The 16959-nt window shown below is 73.1% G+C and carries 13 protein-coding genes; 7 read left to right on the forward strand and 6 right to left on the reverse strand.

The features are described from left to right. Nucleotide 1: 1 nt before the first annotated feature. Nucleotides 2–1264, forward strand: coding sequence for a beta-ketoacyl-ACP synthase II (gene fabF / locus ACIGEZ_RS03245; protein ID WP_399825045.1), 1263 nt, complete (start codon nt 2–4; stop codon nt 1262–1264). A gap of 361 nt (nt 1265–1625) precedes the next feature. Here fabF and ACIGEZ_RS03250 read toward each other — a convergent pair whose 3' ends face one another. Next, nucleotides 1626–2120, reverse strand: coding sequence for a DUF3145 domain-containing protein (locus ACIGEZ_RS03250; RefSeq protein ID WP_399825047.1), 495 nt, complete (start codon nt 2118–2120; stop codon nt 1626–1628). 260 nt (nt 2121–2380) lie between these two features. Between ACIGEZ_RS03250 and ACIGEZ_RS03255 the strand changes: the two genes are divergently transcribed. Beyond that, nucleotides 2381–3277 (forward strand): SGNH/GDSL hydrolase family protein, encoded by an 897-nt coding sequence (locus ACIGEZ_RS03255; RefSeq protein WP_399825048.1) that lies wholly within the window; start codon nt 2381–2383, stop codon nt 3275–3277. 173 nt (nt 3278–3450) lie between these two features. Here ACIGEZ_RS03255 and ACIGEZ_RS03260 read toward each other — a convergent pair whose 3' ends face one another. After that, nucleotides 3451–5901 carry a glycoside hydrolase family 3 protein gene (locus ACIGEZ_RS03260; RefSeq protein ID WP_399825050.1) on the reverse strand — a complete coding sequence of 817 codons (2451 nt, stop codon included), beginning with the start codon at nt 5899–5901 and terminating at the stop codon, nt 3451–3453. Nucleotides 5902–6045: 144 nt separating this feature from the next. Here ACIGEZ_RS03260 and ACIGEZ_RS03265 point away from each other — a divergent pair, with 144 nt between their 5' ends. The 3 genes from ACIGEZ_RS03265 to ACIGEZ_RS03275 all read left to right on the forward strand — a co-directional run bounded on the left by ACIGEZ_RS03265 (nt 6046) and on the right by ACIGEZ_RS03275 (nt 8682). Further along, complete coding sequence (locus ACIGEZ_RS03265; RefSeq protein ID WP_399825052.1) at nt 6046–6624, forward strand: TetR/AcrR family transcriptional regulator; 579 nt, start codon at nt 6046–6048, stop codon at nt 6622–6624. Between the two features lie 64 nt (nt 6625–6688). Then, nucleotides 6689–7918 carry a pyroglutamyl peptidase gene (locus ACIGEZ_RS03270; protein WP_399825053.1) on the forward strand — a complete coding sequence of 410 codons (1230 nt, stop codon included), beginning with the start codon at nt 6689–6691 and terminating at the stop codon, nt 7916–7918. A 41-nt stretch (nt 7919–7959) separates the two neighbouring features. Then, the gene (locus ACIGEZ_RS03275; protein ID WP_399825054.1) at nt 7960–8682 is read left to right on the forward strand and encodes a carbon-nitrogen hydrolase family protein; all 723 of its coding nucleotides are present in this window, start codon (nt 7960–7962) and stop codon (nt 8680–8682) included. Nucleotides 8683–8748: 66 nt separating this feature from the next. Here ACIGEZ_RS03275 and ACIGEZ_RS03280 read toward each other — a convergent pair whose 3' ends face one another. Further along, entirely contained in the window at nt 8749–10947 is a 2199-nt protein-coding gene (locus ACIGEZ_RS03280; protein WP_399825056.1) for a M4 family metallopeptidase, read from the reverse strand. Nucleotides 10948–11104: 157 nt separating this feature from the next. Here ACIGEZ_RS03280 and ACIGEZ_RS03285 point away from each other — a divergent pair, with 157 nt between their 5' ends. After that, complete coding sequence (locus ACIGEZ_RS03285) at nt 11105–12064, forward strand: LysR family transcriptional regulator (RefSeq protein WP_399825058.1); 960 nt, start codon at nt 11105–11107, stop codon at nt 12062–12064. A gap of 7 nt (nt 12065–12071) precedes the next feature. Here the strand turns inward: ACIGEZ_RS03285 and ACIGEZ_RS03290 are convergent, their stop codons facing one another. Together ACIGEZ_RS03290 and ACIGEZ_RS03295 are read right to left on the reverse strand one after the other, a co-directional pair. Beyond that, nucleotides 12072–12908 carry a pectate lyase gene (locus ACIGEZ_RS03290; protein ID WP_399825059.1) on the reverse strand — a complete coding sequence of 279 codons (837 nt, stop codon included), beginning with the start codon at nt 12906–12908 and terminating at the stop codon, nt 12072–12074. A gap of 87 nt (nt 12909–12995) precedes the next feature. Beyond that, nucleotides 12996–13775 (reverse strand): EI24 domain-containing protein, encoded by a 780-nt coding sequence (locus ACIGEZ_RS03295; protein ID WP_399825061.1) that lies wholly within the window; start codon nt 13773–13775, stop codon nt 12996–12998. Between the two features lie 107 nt (nt 13776–13882). Between ACIGEZ_RS03295 and ACIGEZ_RS03300 the strand changes: the two genes are divergently transcribed. Beyond that, nucleotides 13883–16384 carry a M14 family zinc carboxypeptidase gene (locus ACIGEZ_RS03300; protein WP_399825062.1) on the forward strand — a complete coding sequence of 834 codons (2502 nt, stop codon included), beginning with the start codon at nt 13883–13885 and terminating at the stop codon, nt 16382–16384. A 95-nt stretch (nt 16385–16479) separates the two neighbouring features. Here the strand turns inward: ACIGEZ_RS03300 and ACIGEZ_RS03305 are convergent, their stop codons facing one another. Beyond that, nucleotides 16480–16902, reverse strand: coding sequence for an organic hydroperoxide resistance protein (locus ACIGEZ_RS03305; RefSeq protein WP_150270601.1), 423 nt, complete (start codon nt 16900–16902; stop codon nt 16480–16482). Nucleotides 16903–16959: the final 57 nt, after the last annotated feature.

The raw sequence follows: 16959 nt of genomic DNA on the forward strand, positions 1-16959 counted from the left end.
TGTGAGCCCGACCAATCGCACCGTGGTCGTCACCGGTATCGGCGCAACCACTCCGCTGGGTGGCGACTCCGCATCGACCTGGGAGGGTCTGCTCGCGGGCCGCTCCGGCGTCCGGCCCCTGGAGGGCGAGCGCTTCGAGGAGCTGCCCGTACGGATCGCGGCGCGCGCCGCGGTGGACCCCTCCGAGGTGCTGCCCCGGCCGCTGGCCCGCAAGCTGGACCGCTCGGCGCAGTTCGCGCTGATCGCGGCCCGCGAGGCGTGGGCCGACGCCGGCTACACCGCCCCGGCCGGCGAGGACGAGAAGATCGTGCCCGAGCGGCTCGGTTCCGTCATCGCCTCCGGCATCGGCGGTGTCACCACCCTGCTCGACCAGTACGACGTGCTGAAGGAGTCCGGCGTGCGCCGCGTCTCCCCGCACACCGTGCCGATGCTGATGCCCAACAGCCCCTCCGCCAACGTGGGCCTGGAGGTGAACGCCCGGGCGGGCGTGCACACCCCGGTCTCCGCGTGTGCGTCGGGCGCCGAGGCGATCGGCTACGCCGTCGAGATGATCCGTACCGGCCGTGCCGACGTGGTCGTCGCGGGCGGCACCGAGGCGGCGATCCACCCGCTGCCGATCGCGGCCTTCGCCAACATGATGGCGATGTCCAAGAACAACGACCGGCCCGAGCAGGCCTCGCGCCCCTACGACAAGGGCCGTGACGGCTTCGTCCTGGGCGAGGGCGCGGGCGTGGTCATCCTCGAGTCCGAGGAGCACGCGAAGGCGCGCGGCGCGAAGATCTACTGCGAGGTGCTGGGCCAGGGCCTGTCGGCCGACAGCCACCACATCGCGCAGCCCGAGCCGACCGGCCGGGGCATCGCGGCGGCGCTGCAGAACCTGCTCGACGCGACGGACCTGAAGCCGTCCGAGGTCGTCCACCTCAACGCCCACGCCACGTCGACCCCGCAGGGCGACGTCGCCGAGATCAAGGCGCTGCGCAAGGTCCTGGGCGACGACCTGGACCACGTCGCGGTCTCCGCGACCAAGTCGATGACCGGCCACCTCCTCGGCGGCGCCGGCGGCATCGAGACCGTCGCGACGGTCCTGGCGCTCCACCACCGCCTGGCCCCGCCGACCATCAACATCGACGACCTGGACCCGGACGTCGACGCGGACATCGTCCGCGACGCGCCCCGCGAGCTGCCGCAGGGCACGATCGCCGCGATCAACAACTCGTTCGGATTCGGTGGCCACAACGTGGTGCTGGCGTTCCGGACGGTCTGACCAGCCGCTTGACCCGACCGGGCCTCCGCAGGCCCGCCGGGCGGAGTCCGGCACAGCGCCCCGAAGCCCGCGAAGCGGTGCGAGGGGCGCACGGGGGAGGGGTCAACTCGTTCGGATTCGGTGGCCACAACGTGGTGCTGGCGTTCCGGACGGTCTGATTCGTCGTCATACCGCCTCGAAGGCCCCTGCCGGGACGTTCCGGCAGGGGCCGTCGTGCTGCTGCGGGGCAGTCAGCGGGCCGCGAAGACGGACGGTTCGCCTCCCCGCGCCGAAAACATGGCCCGGACAGCGGAACGGCGGCCGTCGCGGCCGCCGTACGCGTGCGCATCACATACCCCCATGGCGGGCTCCCGCGGGGGGGTTAGACCACCTGGTGGAGCCAGCGGACCGGGGCTCCCTCGCCCGCGTAGCGGAAGGGTTCCAGTTCGTCGTCCCAGGGCTTGCCGAGGAGCTTGGCGATCTCGGCCTCCAGGACCGTCTCGCCCTGGGCCGCGCGGGCGAGGGCGGCGCGCAGCCGGTCCTCGGGGATCAGGATGTCGCCGTGGATGCCGGTGACCGCGTGGAAGATCCCCAGTTCGGGGGTGGCGCTGTAGCGCTCGCCCTCGGCGGTGGGGCAGGGCTCCGCGGTCACCTCGAAGCGGAGCATCTGCCAGCCGCGCAGCGCGGAGGCGAGTCTGGAGGCGGTGCCGGTCTGGCCCTTCCAGGAGAACTCGGCTCTCCAGGTCCCGGGGGACGCCGGCTGCCGGATCCAGTCGAGCTGGACCCTCGCACCGAGGACGCCCGCGACCGCCCATTCGACGTGCGGGCAGAGCGCGCGCGGTGCGGAGTGTACGTACAGGACTCCACGTGTCGTCACCGGGACCTCCAGTGTGGGACGAGGTTCGCCTTTTCCCAGCGGCCTCAGTAAACAGCATCAGGAGCAGATCTTCACAAACCCCCAAAATGGGGACAGCATGTGACGTGATGTAATTTACCGGAGCCGATCGGCTGAGGCGCCTCTGGTTCGACGGGGGAAAAACTACCGTGCCGCGCCCACATCAGGGTGACGTACGGTCGGTCAGAGGCGGGTGGACACCAAGCTTTCACTCGCCAGGACGCCGAGGAGGGGCCCCGGGGATGCGCGGGCGACGACGTTTGCGTACGACGTTCCGTACGACCGCGGCCGCGGCCGCGCTGCTCTGCGTGGCCGCGCTGCCCGGCTGTTCGGCCGACGGCTCCCCCGCCGCGGCGCGCCCGTCCGCCGCGGCGAAGCCGAAGCCCCGGCCGAAGCCGGTGTGGAATCCCTCGCCCGCCTCGGTCGCGGCCGTCGGCGACTCCATCACCCGCGCCTTCGACGCCTGTACGGTCCTGTCGGACTGCCCCGAGGTGTCCTGGGCGACGGGCACGGACGCGGCCGTCAACAGCCTGGCGCTGCGGCTCCTCGGCCCCGGCCGCCTGCCCGGCAACAGCTGGAACCTGGCGCGCTCCGGGGCGCGGATGGCGGAACTGCCGGAGCAGATGGCCGCGGCGGCGGCCGAGCGGCCGGAGTTGGTGACGGTCATGATGGGCGCGAACGACGCCTGCCGGGACCGTGCGGAGCAGATGACCCCGGTCGAGGAGTTCCGCGCCTCCTTCGCCGCGGCGCTCGCGAAGCTGCGGGCGGGGGCGCCGAAGGCACAGGTGTACGTGTCGAGTCTGCCGGATCTGCGACGGCTCTGGTCGACCGGCCGGGTCAGTCCGATGGGCCGTCAGGTGTGGAAGCTGGGTGTCTGCGGCTCGATGCTGGCGGACCCGGAGGACCTGGGCGCGGCGGCCGAGGAGCGCCGGACGAGGGTGCGGGACCGGGTGGTGGCGTACAACCGGGTGCTGCGGGAGGTGTGCGCGAAGGACACGCGCTGCCGCTACGACGGCGGCGCGGTCTTCGGCTTCCGGTTCGAGGGCGAGCAGCTGAGCCCGTGGGACTTCTTCCACCCGAGCAGGGACGGCCAGGCACGGCTCGCGGAGCTCGCGTACCGGCAGGTCACGCGGGAGTAGGGCCCGTCCGGCGCCCCTGATCCGCCGGACGGGCCCCGAGGCCTGTCCGAGCGGTTGTCAGGTCCGCTCTCCAGGCCATGGGGCCCCGGAGCGGTCGTCAGGTCCGCTCCAGGCCCCGAGCCCCGGAGCGGTCGTCAGGTTCCGCTCCGGGGCCGGTCGTGGGGGCCTCCGGGTCAGAGGTCCAGGGGGGCGGTCAGGCGGGCGTCGGCCAGGGAGCGGGCGGCCAGGACCTCGTACCCGCCGGTGACGAAGGTCCAGTCGTTCTTCGCCTCGTCCCAGATCTCGAAGGCGCGGCGGGGCAGTTCGATCACCGTCTCGACGCTCTCGCCCGCGCCGGCCTCGACGCTCGCGAAGGCGGCCAGCCAGCGGGCCGGGCGCTCGACGGTGTCCTCCAGGGGGGCGAGGTAGATCTGGACGGTCTCGCGGCCGGTGCGCTCGCCGGTGTTGGTGAGGCGGACGGTGGCGGTCTCCGGGGTGACGACGAGGGAGTCGTACGACCAGGTGGTGTAGCCGAGACCGTGGCCGAAGGGGTACGCGGGGACGGCGCCGGCCTTGTCCCAGGCGCGGTAGCCGATGAACACGCCCTCGTCGTAGGCGAGTTCCCCGCCGGTCGGGGTGACCTCGGTGACGGGGACGTCGGCGAGGGCTACCGGCCAGGTGGTGGGGAGCCGGCCGCCGGGCTCCTCGGCGCCGGTGAGGACGTCGGCGAGCGCGGCGCCGCCCTCCTGGCCGGGGAACCAGCTGAGCAGGACGGCTGCGACGTCCTCGCGCCAGGGCATCTCGACCGGGGAACCGGCGTTGACGACGACCACGGTGCGCGGGTTGGCGGCGGCGACGGCGCGGACGAGGTCGTCCTGGCGGCCGGGCAGGGCGAGGTCCTTGCGGTCGAAGCCCTCGGACTCGACGCGCTCGGTCGTGGCGACGACCACGACGGCGGTGTCGGCGGCGCGGGCCGCCTCGACGGCTTCGGCGATCAGTTCGTCGGGGTCGCGGCGCGGCCCGCGGTGGACGAAGGAGAACATGACGGCCGGCATCGGGGCCGCGAACTCCTTGGCCAGGGTGTGGTGCAGGGAGATCCGGACGGTCTCGCCGGCCGTGAGGGCGACCCGGCCGCGCTCGACGGGCGAGCCGAAGAATGCCTCGAAGGGGTCGGACTCGGAGCCCATGGCCTGGACGCCCTCGAAGAGGGTGCGCCCGGCGACGGTGAGCCTGAAGGCGCCGAGGCCGCGGGTGCCGAAGGAGTGCTCGCCGCTCTCGCGCGGGGTGAAGGTGCCGGTGACCTCGATGGAGGCGAGGGCGTCGTGGGTGACGCCGGCCGGGAGGTCGTCGCCGATCCACTGGACCTGGCCGTTGGGCAGGGTGCCCTCGCCGAGCACGCCGCCCGTGGCGTCGCGGCAGACGGCGTGGAGAGTGAAGCCCTGGTCGGCGGGGGCGAGTTCGTCGCTGGGGTCGGCGCCGACGGTGAAGGTCAGGGCGCCTTCGGGGAGGGCGGCGGTGAGGCCGTCGAGCGGGGAGACGGTGTGCTCGGGGAAGACCTGGGCGGAGCCGCCGCCGAGGACGCGGGCGTCGCGGGCGGCGGCGCCGGACAGGGCGACGGAGGTTCCGGCGGCGAGGGGCAGCGCGGCCCTGCCCTCCGGGGACTCGTTGCGCACGAGGACGAAGCCGCGGTGGGCGATCTCGCGGGCGAGGGCGTCGCCGTCGATCGTGGCGGGGGGTTCGGCGACGACCGGCGGGGCGCCTTCGAGGGCGCCGACACGGGCTGCGAGCCTGAGGACGTTGCGTACGGCGGCGTCGACGGCGGACTCGTCGACCTCGCCGACCCGGACGGCGGCGGCGAGCGCCTCGCCGTACACGGTCCGCGGTCCCGGCATGGCGACGTCGAGACCGCCCTCGATGTCGCCCTTGGTGGAGCGGGCGGCCATCCAGTCGGAGACGTTGTAGCCGTCGAAGCCCCACTCGCCGCGCAGCACCTCGTTCACGAGGTGGCGGTGCTCGGTCATGGTCGTGCCGTTGACCTGGTTGTAGGCGGTCATGATGCCCCAGGGGTGGGCGTTCTTGACGATGGCCTCGAAGGGGGCGAGGTAGAGCTCGCGCAGCGGGCGGGCGGCGACCTTGTTGTCGACGGTGAAGCGGTCGGTCTCGGCGTCGTTGGCGACGAAGTGCTTGACGGTGGTGCCGACGCCGCCGTCCTGGACGCCCTGGACGTAGCCGGTGCCGATGGCGCCGGTGAGGTACGGGTCCTCGCTGTAGGCCTCGAAGTGGCGGCCGCCGAGCGGGGTGCGGTGCAGGTTGACGGTGGGGGCGAGGAGGACGTGGACGCCCTTGCGGCGGGCCTCCTGGGCGAGCAGCCGGCCGGCGCGGCGGGCGAGGGCCGGGTCCCAGGTGGCGGCGAGCGCGGTCGGGGAGGGCAGGGCGACGGAGGGGTCGTCGGCGGTCCAGCGGACGCCGCGGACGCCGATCGGGCCGTCGGACATGACCAGGGAGGCCAGGCCGATCTCGGGCAGGGCCGGGAGCGACCACATGTCCTGGCCGCCGAGCAGCCGGGCCTTGGTGTCCAGGTCGAGCTTGGCGAGGGCCGCCTCGACGGCCTCTTCGCGCACGGTGTCCTCGGTCGTCTCCGGCACGGCCGTACCTCCTCGTTGAAGTTCTGGGTGCCGCCCATGGTGACTCGCCTACCTGGTGATCGGTAGGTTTCGTTAGCATTTCGTTATGCACGGGGATGCCGTACGGTCCTGGGGACAGGGAATTCCGGAAGGGGGACGGGGCCGATGGCACGGGCCAGGAGCGAGGAGCGGCGGACGGAGATCGTCCGCGCCGCCCTCGAGGTGATCGCCGAACGCGGCTACCGGGGCGCGTCCCTCGGCGCCGTCGCCGAGCGCGTCGGGCTCACCCAGCAGGGGCTGCTGCACTACTTCCCGACCAAGGAGGCGCTGCTCGTCGCCGTCCTGGAGGAGCGCGACCGCTGGGACACCAGCGGCGGCCGGGACCGCGAGCACTGGCGGCTCGACCTCATGGAGTCACTGGTGGAGTACAACGCGATGCGGCCCGGCATCGTGCAGACCTTCTCCGCACTGCTCGGCGAGAGCGTCACCGAGGGCCACCCGGCCCGCGCCTTCTTCACCGAGCGCTACCTCCAGGTGCGGGAGAACATGGCCGACGTACTGCGCGCGGAGTTCGGCGACGAGCTGCCCGGCGGCCTCACCCCCGAGCGGGTGGCGCCACTGCTCACGGCGGTGATGGACGGCCTGCAGTTCCAGTGGCTGCTCGACCCGGACGCGGTGGACATGCCGGGGTCCTTCCGGGACTTCCTGGCGCTGCTCAAGGAGGGGCGCGTGAGGGCGCCGTAGCGGGAGCGGCCCCTGTGCCGGGATACTTCCGGACGGCCCGTCACCGCCGTACGGAAGGACACCCGTGCCCCCGATACGCAGCACGCTCGCCCTCGCGCTCGCCCTGACCGCCGCGACACCCCTGGTGCCCGCGGCGGCCACCGCCCCCACCGTGACGGCCGAGGAGGCCAGACTCGACCGGGCGGCGCCCCAGGAGATCCTGCGGCGCAGTGGATTCGCCTCCCTGGCACCGGAGTTCGCCGACGCCCTCGCGGAAGCCCGCGGCACCGCGCAGGCCGAGCGGACGGTCGTACGGTACGGATCGCGGCTCTGGCAGCGGGCGGTCGACCGGGCACAGGGCCGCGGCCACGCGGGCGGCGACCTCTCGCGGGACGACGACCGGCCGCTGTACTGGACCCGGCTCGCGCTCGCCCGCGAACTGCGTTCCTGGCAGCCCGGGTTTGGCCTCACCGACGAGGCGAGGGCCCGGCTGCTCGACCGGCTGGAGCGCTCCTCACGCGGCCAGGACTCGATCCGCTACCCGGCCGGCAAGGGCGTCAAGCGGATCCTGCTCACCGGCTTCGACCCGTTCACGCTCGACCGCGACACCCGGATCAGCAACCCCTCCGGGGCCACCGCGCTCGCCCTGGACGGCACCTGGCTGCGCACCGCCGACGGCTCCCTCGCCCGGATCGAGACGGCCGTCTTCCCGGTCCGCTGGGAGGACTTCGCCGACGGCACGGTCGAACGGACCCTGAGCCCGCACCTCCCGAAGGTGGACCTGTTCACCACGGTGAGCCAGGGCCGGCCCGGCCGCTTCGACATCGAGCGGACCAACGGGGCCTGGCGCGGCGGCTTCCCCGACAACGAGAACCTGTCGAGCACCGGGACCGTGCCGGTGGCCGATCCGGCCGCGCAGCCCCAGTGGACCTCGACGACCCTCCCGTACCCGGCGATCACGGCGGCGCACACCGGCCGCTTCCCCGTCTACGACAACACCTCGGTCACCGAACTCCCGGCCGGCTCGGACACCCCTGTGGTCCGCCCCGGCGGCCCGACCCCCGGCTCCGTCGCACGGGCGGGCGGCGGCGGGGACTACCTCTCCAACGAGATCGCCTACCGCGCGACCCTGCTGCGCGACCGGCTCGGCCTGCCGGACCTGCCCGGCGGCCATGTGCACACCCCGGTGCTGCAGTTCGGCGCCGGCAACGCGGACCCGGCGACGGGCGCGGTCAGCGACCCGGAGTTCGTCCGCAACCGGCTCGACATCATCGCGCAGGTACGAGCGATCGTGGCCGTCGCCGCCGGTTCCTAGCGGGCCACCCCGGCTTCGGGCGGAGTGCGATGATGGCGGCCATGATCGTCGCCGCCACGCAGTTCGCCCCGGTCGCCGGGGACATCGCCGCCAACGTCCGTGCCACCGCCGGGCTGATCCGCGCCGCCGGGGCCGAGGGGGCCCGCCTGGTGGTCTTCTGCGAGCTCTCCCTCACCGGCTACGAGCCGAGCCTGATCCGGGACGACCCCGAGCTGGTCCTGACCGAGGACGACCCGCGGCTCGAGCCGGTACGGGAGGCCTGCCGGGAGGCGTCGGCCGCGGCCGTCGTCAACGGCCCGGTGCGCACGGCAGGCGGCCGGCCCGGGATCACCACGCTGGTGATCGGCCCGGACGGCTCGCTCCTCACCCGCTACGACAAGCAGCACCTGTACGGGGTCGAGGCGGAGGTCTTCGCGCCCGGCCCGGCCGACGGCCGCTTCACGCTCGACGGGGTCCGCTTCGCGACCGCCACCTGCTACGACAACCGCTTCCCGGAGCTCGCCGAGCGCGCGGCGGCCGACGACTGCACGGTCTATCTGGCGAGTTCGGTGCTCGCCGCGGACAACGACTCGTTCGAGACGGTGTATCCGGCGCGGGCCCGCGACTTCGGTCTCTACGTGGTCCTCGGCAATGTGCTCGGCCCGAACGAGGACGGGGTCGGCGCCGGTCTGGCCGGGGCCTGGGGGCCGGACGGGCAGCGGCTCGCGGACGCGGGCGGCGAGAAGCCCGGGTACGTCCTGGTGGACGTGCCGGACGGCCGGTGATCGCACCGGCCGTCCGGCGGGGCGGCCGGCACGGAACCCCCTGTCCGTGACGGTGCCCCGTCCCCCTTACGGGGCGCTCAGGCCCAGCGTGTACGCGCCGGAGCCGCTGTAGGCGTGGACCACATAGCGGTAGTAGCCGGCGGTCCCGTTGTAGCGGGTGTCCTCGTCGGCGCCCGACGTGCCTCCGACCGCCACGTCCACCCAGCCGGAGCCGTTCCACTTCTGCAGGTAGAGGTCGAAGTCGGTGCCGGCCGGACCACGCAGGCAGCCCACGTGGGTGCCGGAGGTCGCCGAGTAGTAGTACGAGCCGTCCGGCTGGGCCTCGGCCTGGCCGTCGGCGAGCTCGCCCTGGTAGGTGTACTCGGTGTCGTCGCAGCCGGTGGGCGGCGGGGTCGTGGTGCCGACCGTCAGCTGGTAGGTCACGTTGTGGGTGGCCGAGCCGGTGCCGGTGACGGTGATCGGGTAGGTGCCGTCGGCCGCGCCGGCCGCGGCCTGGACGGTCATCGTCGAGGAGCCGCCGGAGGTCACCGAGGACGGGCTGAAGGAGACGGTGACCCCGCTCGGGGCACCGCTCGCGGAGAGCTGCACGGTCTGCGCGCTGCCGCCGGTGGTGGTCGTGTTGACCGTGGCCGTGACCGAGGCGCCGGGCTGGACCGAGCCGGAGGCCGGGTTCAGGGCGAGTGAGAAGTCCGGCGTGGTGGTTCCGCCGCAGTCGGTCTCACCGGACTGGGCCGGGACGCCGATCGCGTTCCAGGCCGCCTTCACCGCGTTGCACTCGGCGCTGCCGTAGGTGTTCTTGGCGCTGGACAGGGTCGCCTTGCGGGCGGCGAGGTGGTTCCAGGACGAGGTCTTCATCAGCAGCGCGCCCATGAAGATCTTGCCGGCCTTCTGGACGCCGATGCCGGTCACCGAGGAAGGGCCGCCGGAACATATCGGGCTGGCGGGCTTGCCGCCGCCGGGGTTGGAGCCCTCGGCGAGCAGGTAGAACCAGTGGTTCTGCGGGCCGGCCGCCGCGTGCACCTCGGTGCCGGAGTTCAGCTGCGGGTAGCAGTTGGGGTCACCGGCGAGCGAGGGGTTGTACATGTAGCGGATCGGCTTGTTGTCGCCGAGGAAGTCCAGCTTCTCGCCGACGGTGTAGTCCGGGGTGTCGTTGGGGTTGTTCGCGAAGTGCTCGGTGAGCGCCCCGAAGATGTCACCGGTGGACTCGTTCATCCCGCCGTTCTCGTTGGACGAGCCGGAGCCGCCCGGAGTGCGGTCGAAGATCTCGTGACCGTACTCGTGGGCCACCACGTCGATGCCGGTGAGCTGCATGGTGCGGTTCTGGTTGCGGCCGTAGGTGGTCTTCGTACCGTCGTAGTACGCGTTGACCTCGCTCAGTCCGGCGCGGGCCGGGACCATGCCGCCCTGGCCGTTCTGGCCGTTGTAGCCGAACCACTGCTTGAGCATGTCGAACTCGCGCTGGGCGGCGTACATGATGTCGACGCAGGCGGTCACGAGGTCGTTGGCGGTGCCGTTGCCCCAGGGCGAGGAGCCGGTGTAGGCGCTGCCGTTCTGGCCGCCGCACTTGAAGCCGGAGCGGTTCGGGTCGGTCATGGAGCTCGCGGCGGTGTCGATGGTGACGTTGCCGTTGTGGTAGCCGCGGCCCTCGGCGTGCAGGATCTTGTCGGTGGCGCGGGCGATGGTCCCGGTGCGGGCGTCGACGTAGGTGTCGAGCGAGCTCGGCAGGCCCTTGGCGGTGCGGCCGACGACCAGGGTGTGCCAGGCGAGGACGGGCTTGTTCCCCTTGAGCAGCACGGTCAGTTCGGGGGTGCTCGCGCTCTCCGCCCCGGCGAGCTGGGCCCGGGCGGTGGCGAGGGCGGCGGCGGAGCCGACCGTGGCCCTGGTGGAGAGCGCGAGGGCCGGGGCGGGCGCGGAGGCGATGTCGCGGACCTTGCCGGCGCTGTCCGACAGGACCACGGCGTCGCCGCCGGCGACCGGGAGGCCCTTGTACGTGCGCTGGTAGGCGGCGTAGTAGAGGCCGCCCGCCCAGGGGGTGACGGCGGTGCGGACGAGTTCCTCGTCGGCGCCGTGGCGCAGCCCGTCGAGTCCGCTGTCGGCGGCCTTGTCGGCGGCCTGGAGCGCGAGGGACCTGCCGTGCCCGGGCGGTACGGGCTGCGCCTGCGGGGCCTGCGCGTTGGCGGCGGTGGCGGTGCCCGCGAGGGTGCCGGCGAGGCTGGCCGTCAGCGCGAGCGCTGCCAGGACCGCCGTGAGTCTGATGGGTTGCACGTCTGCTCCGTTCGGGTGGGGGGAGACGGTGGGTCGCGGCCGAGTATGGGCGTGGACATGCCCACCCGGGGACCTCCCACATGGCATAAGACCGGCGTTATGCCCCGGACCTCCGGAACCCCGTCCTCCACCCCCGGGCGCTGCCTACGCTGCTGAAATGCAGCTGGAGTTGAGGCATCTGGAGGCCGTCTGCCGGATAGCGGAGGCGGGTAGTCTGGGGCGCGCCGCGGCGCGGCTCGGGGTCTCGCAGCCCGCGCTCTCCGCGCAGTTGCGGCGGATCGAACGGGCCGCGGGCGGGGAGCTGTTCGTGCGCGGGCGGCACGGTGTGGACCCCACGCCCCTGGGCGAGTTCGTGCTGTCCAAGGCGCGCCGGGTGCTCGGCGAGATGGACGCGCTCGCGGCCGGCGCGCGGGCCGCCGCACCCCACCCGACGCTGCGGCTCGGCTGCATCCTGCTGGTCCTGGTGGACGGACTGCTCGGGCGGCTCGAGCAGGAGATGGCGGGCCAGGAGATCGCGGTCAGCATCGAGCACTCGGTGACCACGCTCAGCCGCATGCTCGGCGCGGGCCAGTACGACGCCATCGTGTACGGGGAGGTCGACGACCACGAGGTCCCGCTCCCCGAGGGCACCGCCGCCCGCACCCTGATCCCCAAGGAACCCTTCTGCGTGCGCATGTCGGCGGCGCACCCGCTGGCCACCCGGGAGCGGGTCGACCTCGCGGACCTGGCAGGCGAGACCTGGATGACCATGGTCGAGGACGACGACGGCGGCCCGGAGGCCCTGGTCGAGGCGTGCCGGCGGGCCGGCTTCACCCCGACGCTGCGCTACCGGATCGCCGACCGCAAGATGCACTACGACCTGATCGCGGCCGGCCGCGCGGTCTCCGTGAGCCAGCCGACGGCGCCCTCCGCCGAGGGCACCGTCCTGCGTCCGCTGACCGGCGACCCGGTCACCGGCCGCATCCGGCTCGCCTGGAACCGGGCCGCGGTCTCGGAGCGCCGGGCGGGGCTCCTGTACCGCGCGGCGGGACTCGCCTACCTGGACAACGTCCCCAACAACGCCTTCCACCAGGCCTGGTGGGAGGCCCGCCCGGAGCTGCACCCGGTGCTGGACTGACCGCCGCTCACTCGTAGAAGAGGTCGGCGTCCGTGTAGCGGCAGGTCGTGCCGTCGGGTCCGGTGCCGAGCTCGGTCGGCTCCTCGCCCGTGGTGTTGCCCTGGAAGCGCGTGCAGGGCTTGATCTTCTGCCGGGGGTCGCCGTGGATGCGGATCTCGCGCAGGGCCGCGGTGTCGCCGTAGTCGGCGTTGACGCCGACGATCGACTGGGCGGGCGCGGTGATGTCCACGTCGTTGACGATGACCGTGCGCTGGTACTGCTTCTTGCAGTTGCCGCAGGTGCGGACCAGCTTGCCGATCCCGGCGGCCTGGAACCTGGTCACCACCAGCTTGCCGGCGCCGTTGAACTGGAAGACCTTGTCGGAGGCCTTGCGGGCGCCGCCGCCGTACACCGTGTAGACGGCCTGCGGCGAGGTGCCCTTGAAGGTGGCGGCGTCCTCGCCGACGTCCTCCCACCACACGTTCTGGATCGTGCAGCTGCCCAGGCAGTGGACGCCGTCGGCGGCCGGGGAGCCGAGGACCACGTTCTTCAGGACGGCGCCGTCCTTGAGCACGAAGACCGGGTCCTGGTCCTCGTCCTGACCTGCGGAGCCGAGGGCTCCGGTGCCGTGGAAGCGCCGCAGCCCGCCGTCGTAGGTCCCGGTGACCTCGATGGTCCTGGCTACGGGGATGTCGTCGCCCTTCGCCTCGGGCCAGGCGCCGGTGGCCGCGCCCGCCGGGGCGAGCAGGCCGGAGACGACGACGGCCGAGCCGGTGAGGCCGAACGCGGCCAGACCGGCCAGGACGGCGCGGCGTACGCCGACCTTGCGTCTGTGGCGGGTGGGCCGGGGAGCTCGTCGAGCCATGGACCCTCGTTCCTTCCGTGGGGGAGATCGTGCGTCTCCTGGTCGCCGCCGGTGGCCGGAAGGTTGCCGCGGATCCGGGAGTTTCCCTCAGGCGCCGGCGCTGGCCTCTTCGGTGGGGCTCTCCTCGCCTGCCTCGCCGGTCAGTTCACGGGCCATCAGGGTGGCTCCGGCGACCGCGCCGGGCATGAGCAGCACGGCGACGAACGGCACCAGGAAGGCGAGGGTGAGGGGGACGCCGAAGCCGAGCACGGCCATCCGGCGGCCGCGCAGCAGTCCCAGCCGCTCCTTGAGCTCGACGCCACGGCGCTGGAGCGCGACCGCGGTCAGCTCCTCGGTGAGGAAGAAGCCCGAGACGCAGAAACCGATGGCCGGGACGACGGTCTGGCCGACGACCGGGATGAATCCGGCGGCGAAGAGCAGGATGCCGTAGAACGCGACGCGCAGCAGGACCCGCAGGCTGTCGCGGGCGGAGATCCACAGGTCGCGCCAGAGCGGAAGGCCCGACTCGGGGGCCTCGCCGCCCTCGCTGCGGTCGACCTCCTCCGACAGCGACTCGTAGAAGGGCTGGCCGACGAGGAGGGTGACGGCGGTGAAGGTGATCACGGCGAGGAACAGGCCGAGCCCGAAGACCAGGAAGGTCAGGGCGCCCCGGAACAGGCCCTGCCACGGCGAGCCCCAGTCGTCGGCGAACGGGGTGGCCCAGGAGGTCAGGTCGTCGGCGCCGTAGAACAGGCCGATGAGCGCCCCCACGTAGAGCACGAACGTGACGAGCCCGGGCAGCAGCCCGAACCCGAACCACCGTCCGTGCCGGCCGACCCATTTCTGACCTTGCAGCAGGTAACCGAATCCCGCCCCGAAATCGCGCATGGTGATCACCCTAACCGCGGTTGCGGCGAGGCCCTCTTGTTGTTCCCGACCTGAGACGGTAGACCGCTCCGTAATGATCACCGGGCTCCTTACGGAGGTTCGCACGCATGGCACGACCCCGTTCCGTTCTGATCACCACGGCCTGCGCCGCGCTCGGCGCGCTGGTCCTGACCGCGCTGCCGGCGAGCGCCGCGCCGCCGGCGCCGCGACCGAGGCCCCACCCCGTACGGGAGAGGGCCGCGTCCGACGAGACCGCGGCCACGCGTGCGCCCCGGGCGCTCGGCGTCCCCGACTCCCCCGCTCCACTGCGCAAGGACGGCGGCTATCCCCGCCGCACGGCCCTGACCGTGCCGCCCGCGAACCCGGCCGACAAGTCGATCAAGCTGGGCCTCGCCCCTTACCACGCGCTCGCACCACGCCTGAACGCCCTGCAGAAGCTGGGCGACCGGGTGAGCGTCGAGGTCGCCGGGCACTCGGCCGGCGGGCACGAGCTCTATCTGGTGACCGTCACCGCCCCGGAGTCCGCCGCCCAGGCGCGCGAACAGGAGCGGATGCGCGAGCGGATCGAGAACGCGCCCGCCGCGGCCGCCAAGGACCGGCGCATCAAGGCCGCTTACAAGACGCCGGTGTTCATCAACAACAACATCCACGGCAACGAGTGGGAGGGCACGGACGCGGCCCTGAAGCTCATCGAGGAGCTGGCCACCGCCACCGACCGCAAGACCGCCGGGCTGCTCTCCACGACCCGTCTCTACCTCAACGTGACGGCCAACCCGGACGGCCGGATCGCCGGCACCCGCGCCAACGCGGACGGCTTCGACCTGAACCGCGACTTCGTCACGGCCTCGCAGCCGGAGGCCCGCGCGATCCGCCGGATCGCCATCGACAAGCAGCCTGCCGTGATGCTCGACCTGCACGGCTACGTCAACGGCACCCTGATCGAGCCGACCACCCCGCCGCACGGCGAGAACTACGAGTACGACCTCTTCCTGAAGAACGCCTACGCCAACGCGCTCGGCATGGAGAAGGCCGTCAACGGCCTCGGCTACACCCCGCAGAAGGACGGCGTGGAGCCCGCGATCATCCCGTTCCGCGACATGGCGGAGGGCTGGGACGACTGGCCGCCGATCTTCACCCCGCAGTACATGCCGTTCCAGGGCGCGGTGGCGGCGCACACCGTCGAGTTCCCGATGACGGTGAACAACAGGGAGTACGACTCCCTGCCGGTGGCGGAGCTGCGCCGCCGCGCGGCGATCAACACCGACATCGCGGGTGCGGCGATGCGGGCCACGCTCGCCTACACGTCCGCCCACCGCGCCTCGGTCCTCGCGGACCAGATCGAGACCTTCCGGCGGGGCGCGGCGGGCGAACCGCAGCGGCCGGTGTCGGAGGAGACCGTGCCCGGGGTGCCCGGCATCGGCCCCGAGGACGTCTACACGACGACCTTCCCGCGGGCGTACGTGATCCCGGCGGGGCGCTCCCAGCGCTCGGCGGTCGCCGCGGCCCGGCTGGTGGACCACCTCGTCGCCAACGACGTCCGGGTGGGGCAGGCGGCCGACGGCTCGTACGTCGTGGACCTGCGCCAGCCCAAGCGGGGCATCGCGAACGTGATCCTGGCGGAGGGCCGGGACATCAGCGCGGACGTGTCGGCGATGTACGACATCTCGGGGTGGAGCCTCGGGCTGCTGTGGGGCGCGACGGTACGGAAGGTGGAGCGCGGCCCGGTCCCGCCGGTGGTGCGCACGGTCCACGCGGCCGCGCCGACCGGCTGGGTCGCGCCGTCCGGGGATCTGCTGCTCCGGCTCGACGACCCCAAGGAGCTGGTCGCTGTGAACGCGCTGCTCGCGCGGGGGGTCGTGGTGCGCCGGACGGAGAGCGGGGCGGCCGTCGTGCCCGGCTCGGCGCGGGCCGCGGCCCGGGTGCTCGCGGAGCGGTACGGGGTGGTGTTCCGGGCCACGAAGGAGCGGGGCTCGGCGCCGCTGGCCCGTACCCGGGTGACGGCCTCGGCGTCGGCGGGCGAGCTGTTCGCGTTGCGGGAGATGGGCTTCGAGGTGGTGCCGGTCTCGGCGGCGAGCCTGAACGCGGGCTTCGACTGGTCGCGGGCGGACGTGCTGTTCGTCTCGACCGGTCTGGACTACGCGGAGCTGACCCCGGCGGCCCGGGCGGCGCTGCGGTCGGGCCGGGTGGGTGTGATCGGGGTCGGCGCGGTCGGCGCGGCCTTCAACGCGGCGGCGGGGCTGCTCGCGGTGACGGCCGTGGCGGGCAACGGGGACGCGAACGGGGTGGTGGCGGTCCGCGCCGCGGGCGGCCCGCTGACGGGGGGCGCCCCGGCGCACGCGTTCGTCTACTCGCCGCTGTGGTTCACCGGGCTCGGGGCGGGGGTGCGGACGGATCTCTCGTACGCGCCGGGCGTGCTGCTGGTCTCCGGCCACTGGCGGGCCTTGGACGACGGCCGGGGCGGTCCGGCGGACGCGGCCGGGCAGGCGGCGGTGGTCAGCGGCCGGGCGGCGTACGGCGCCCCGGTGGTGCTGATCGGCACGGAGCCGCTCTTCCGTGATCACCCGAAGGGCTCGTTCGCGCTGGTCGGGCGGGCGCTGCTGGCCCGCTGAGCGCGCGGGACGCGGCGCACTGACGGCTCGCACGCATGAGGGCCGCACCCCGGTCGGTCGGGGTGCGGCCCTCATTCAGTGTGCGCGCCGGTGGCTCAGACGGCCAGCTCGACCGTGATGTTGCCGCGGGTCGCCTTGGAGTACGGGCAGACCTGGTGGGCCTTCTCGATCAGGCTCTTGGCGGTCTCGGCGTCCACGTTGGGGATGGTCGCCGAGATCTTGACGATGATGCCGAAGCCGTCGTCGTTCTTGCCGATGCCGACCTCGGCGGTGACCGTCGAGCCGGAGACGTCCGCGTTCTCGTTGCGGGCCACGACACCGAGGGCGCCCTGGAAGCAGGCGCTGTACCCGGCGGCGAAGAGCTGCTCGGGGTTGGTGCCGGCGCCGGAGCCGCCCATGACCTTGGGCGGGTTGACGACGACGTCGAGCTGACCGTCGTCGGTGGCGACCCGGCCGTCGCGGCCGTTCTCGGCGGTGGCGACGGCGGTGTAGAGGACGTCGGAGTGCTGGATGGACATGGAGATGTCTTCCTTCTTCGTTCGCCGCGACTCGCGCCCACGATCGCGACGGCTGAG

This window comes from Streptomyces sp. NPDC085481, assembly GCF_044541845.1.
Classification (GTDB): domain Bacteria; phylum Actinomycetota; class Actinomycetes; order Streptomycetales; family Streptomycetaceae; genus Streptomyces.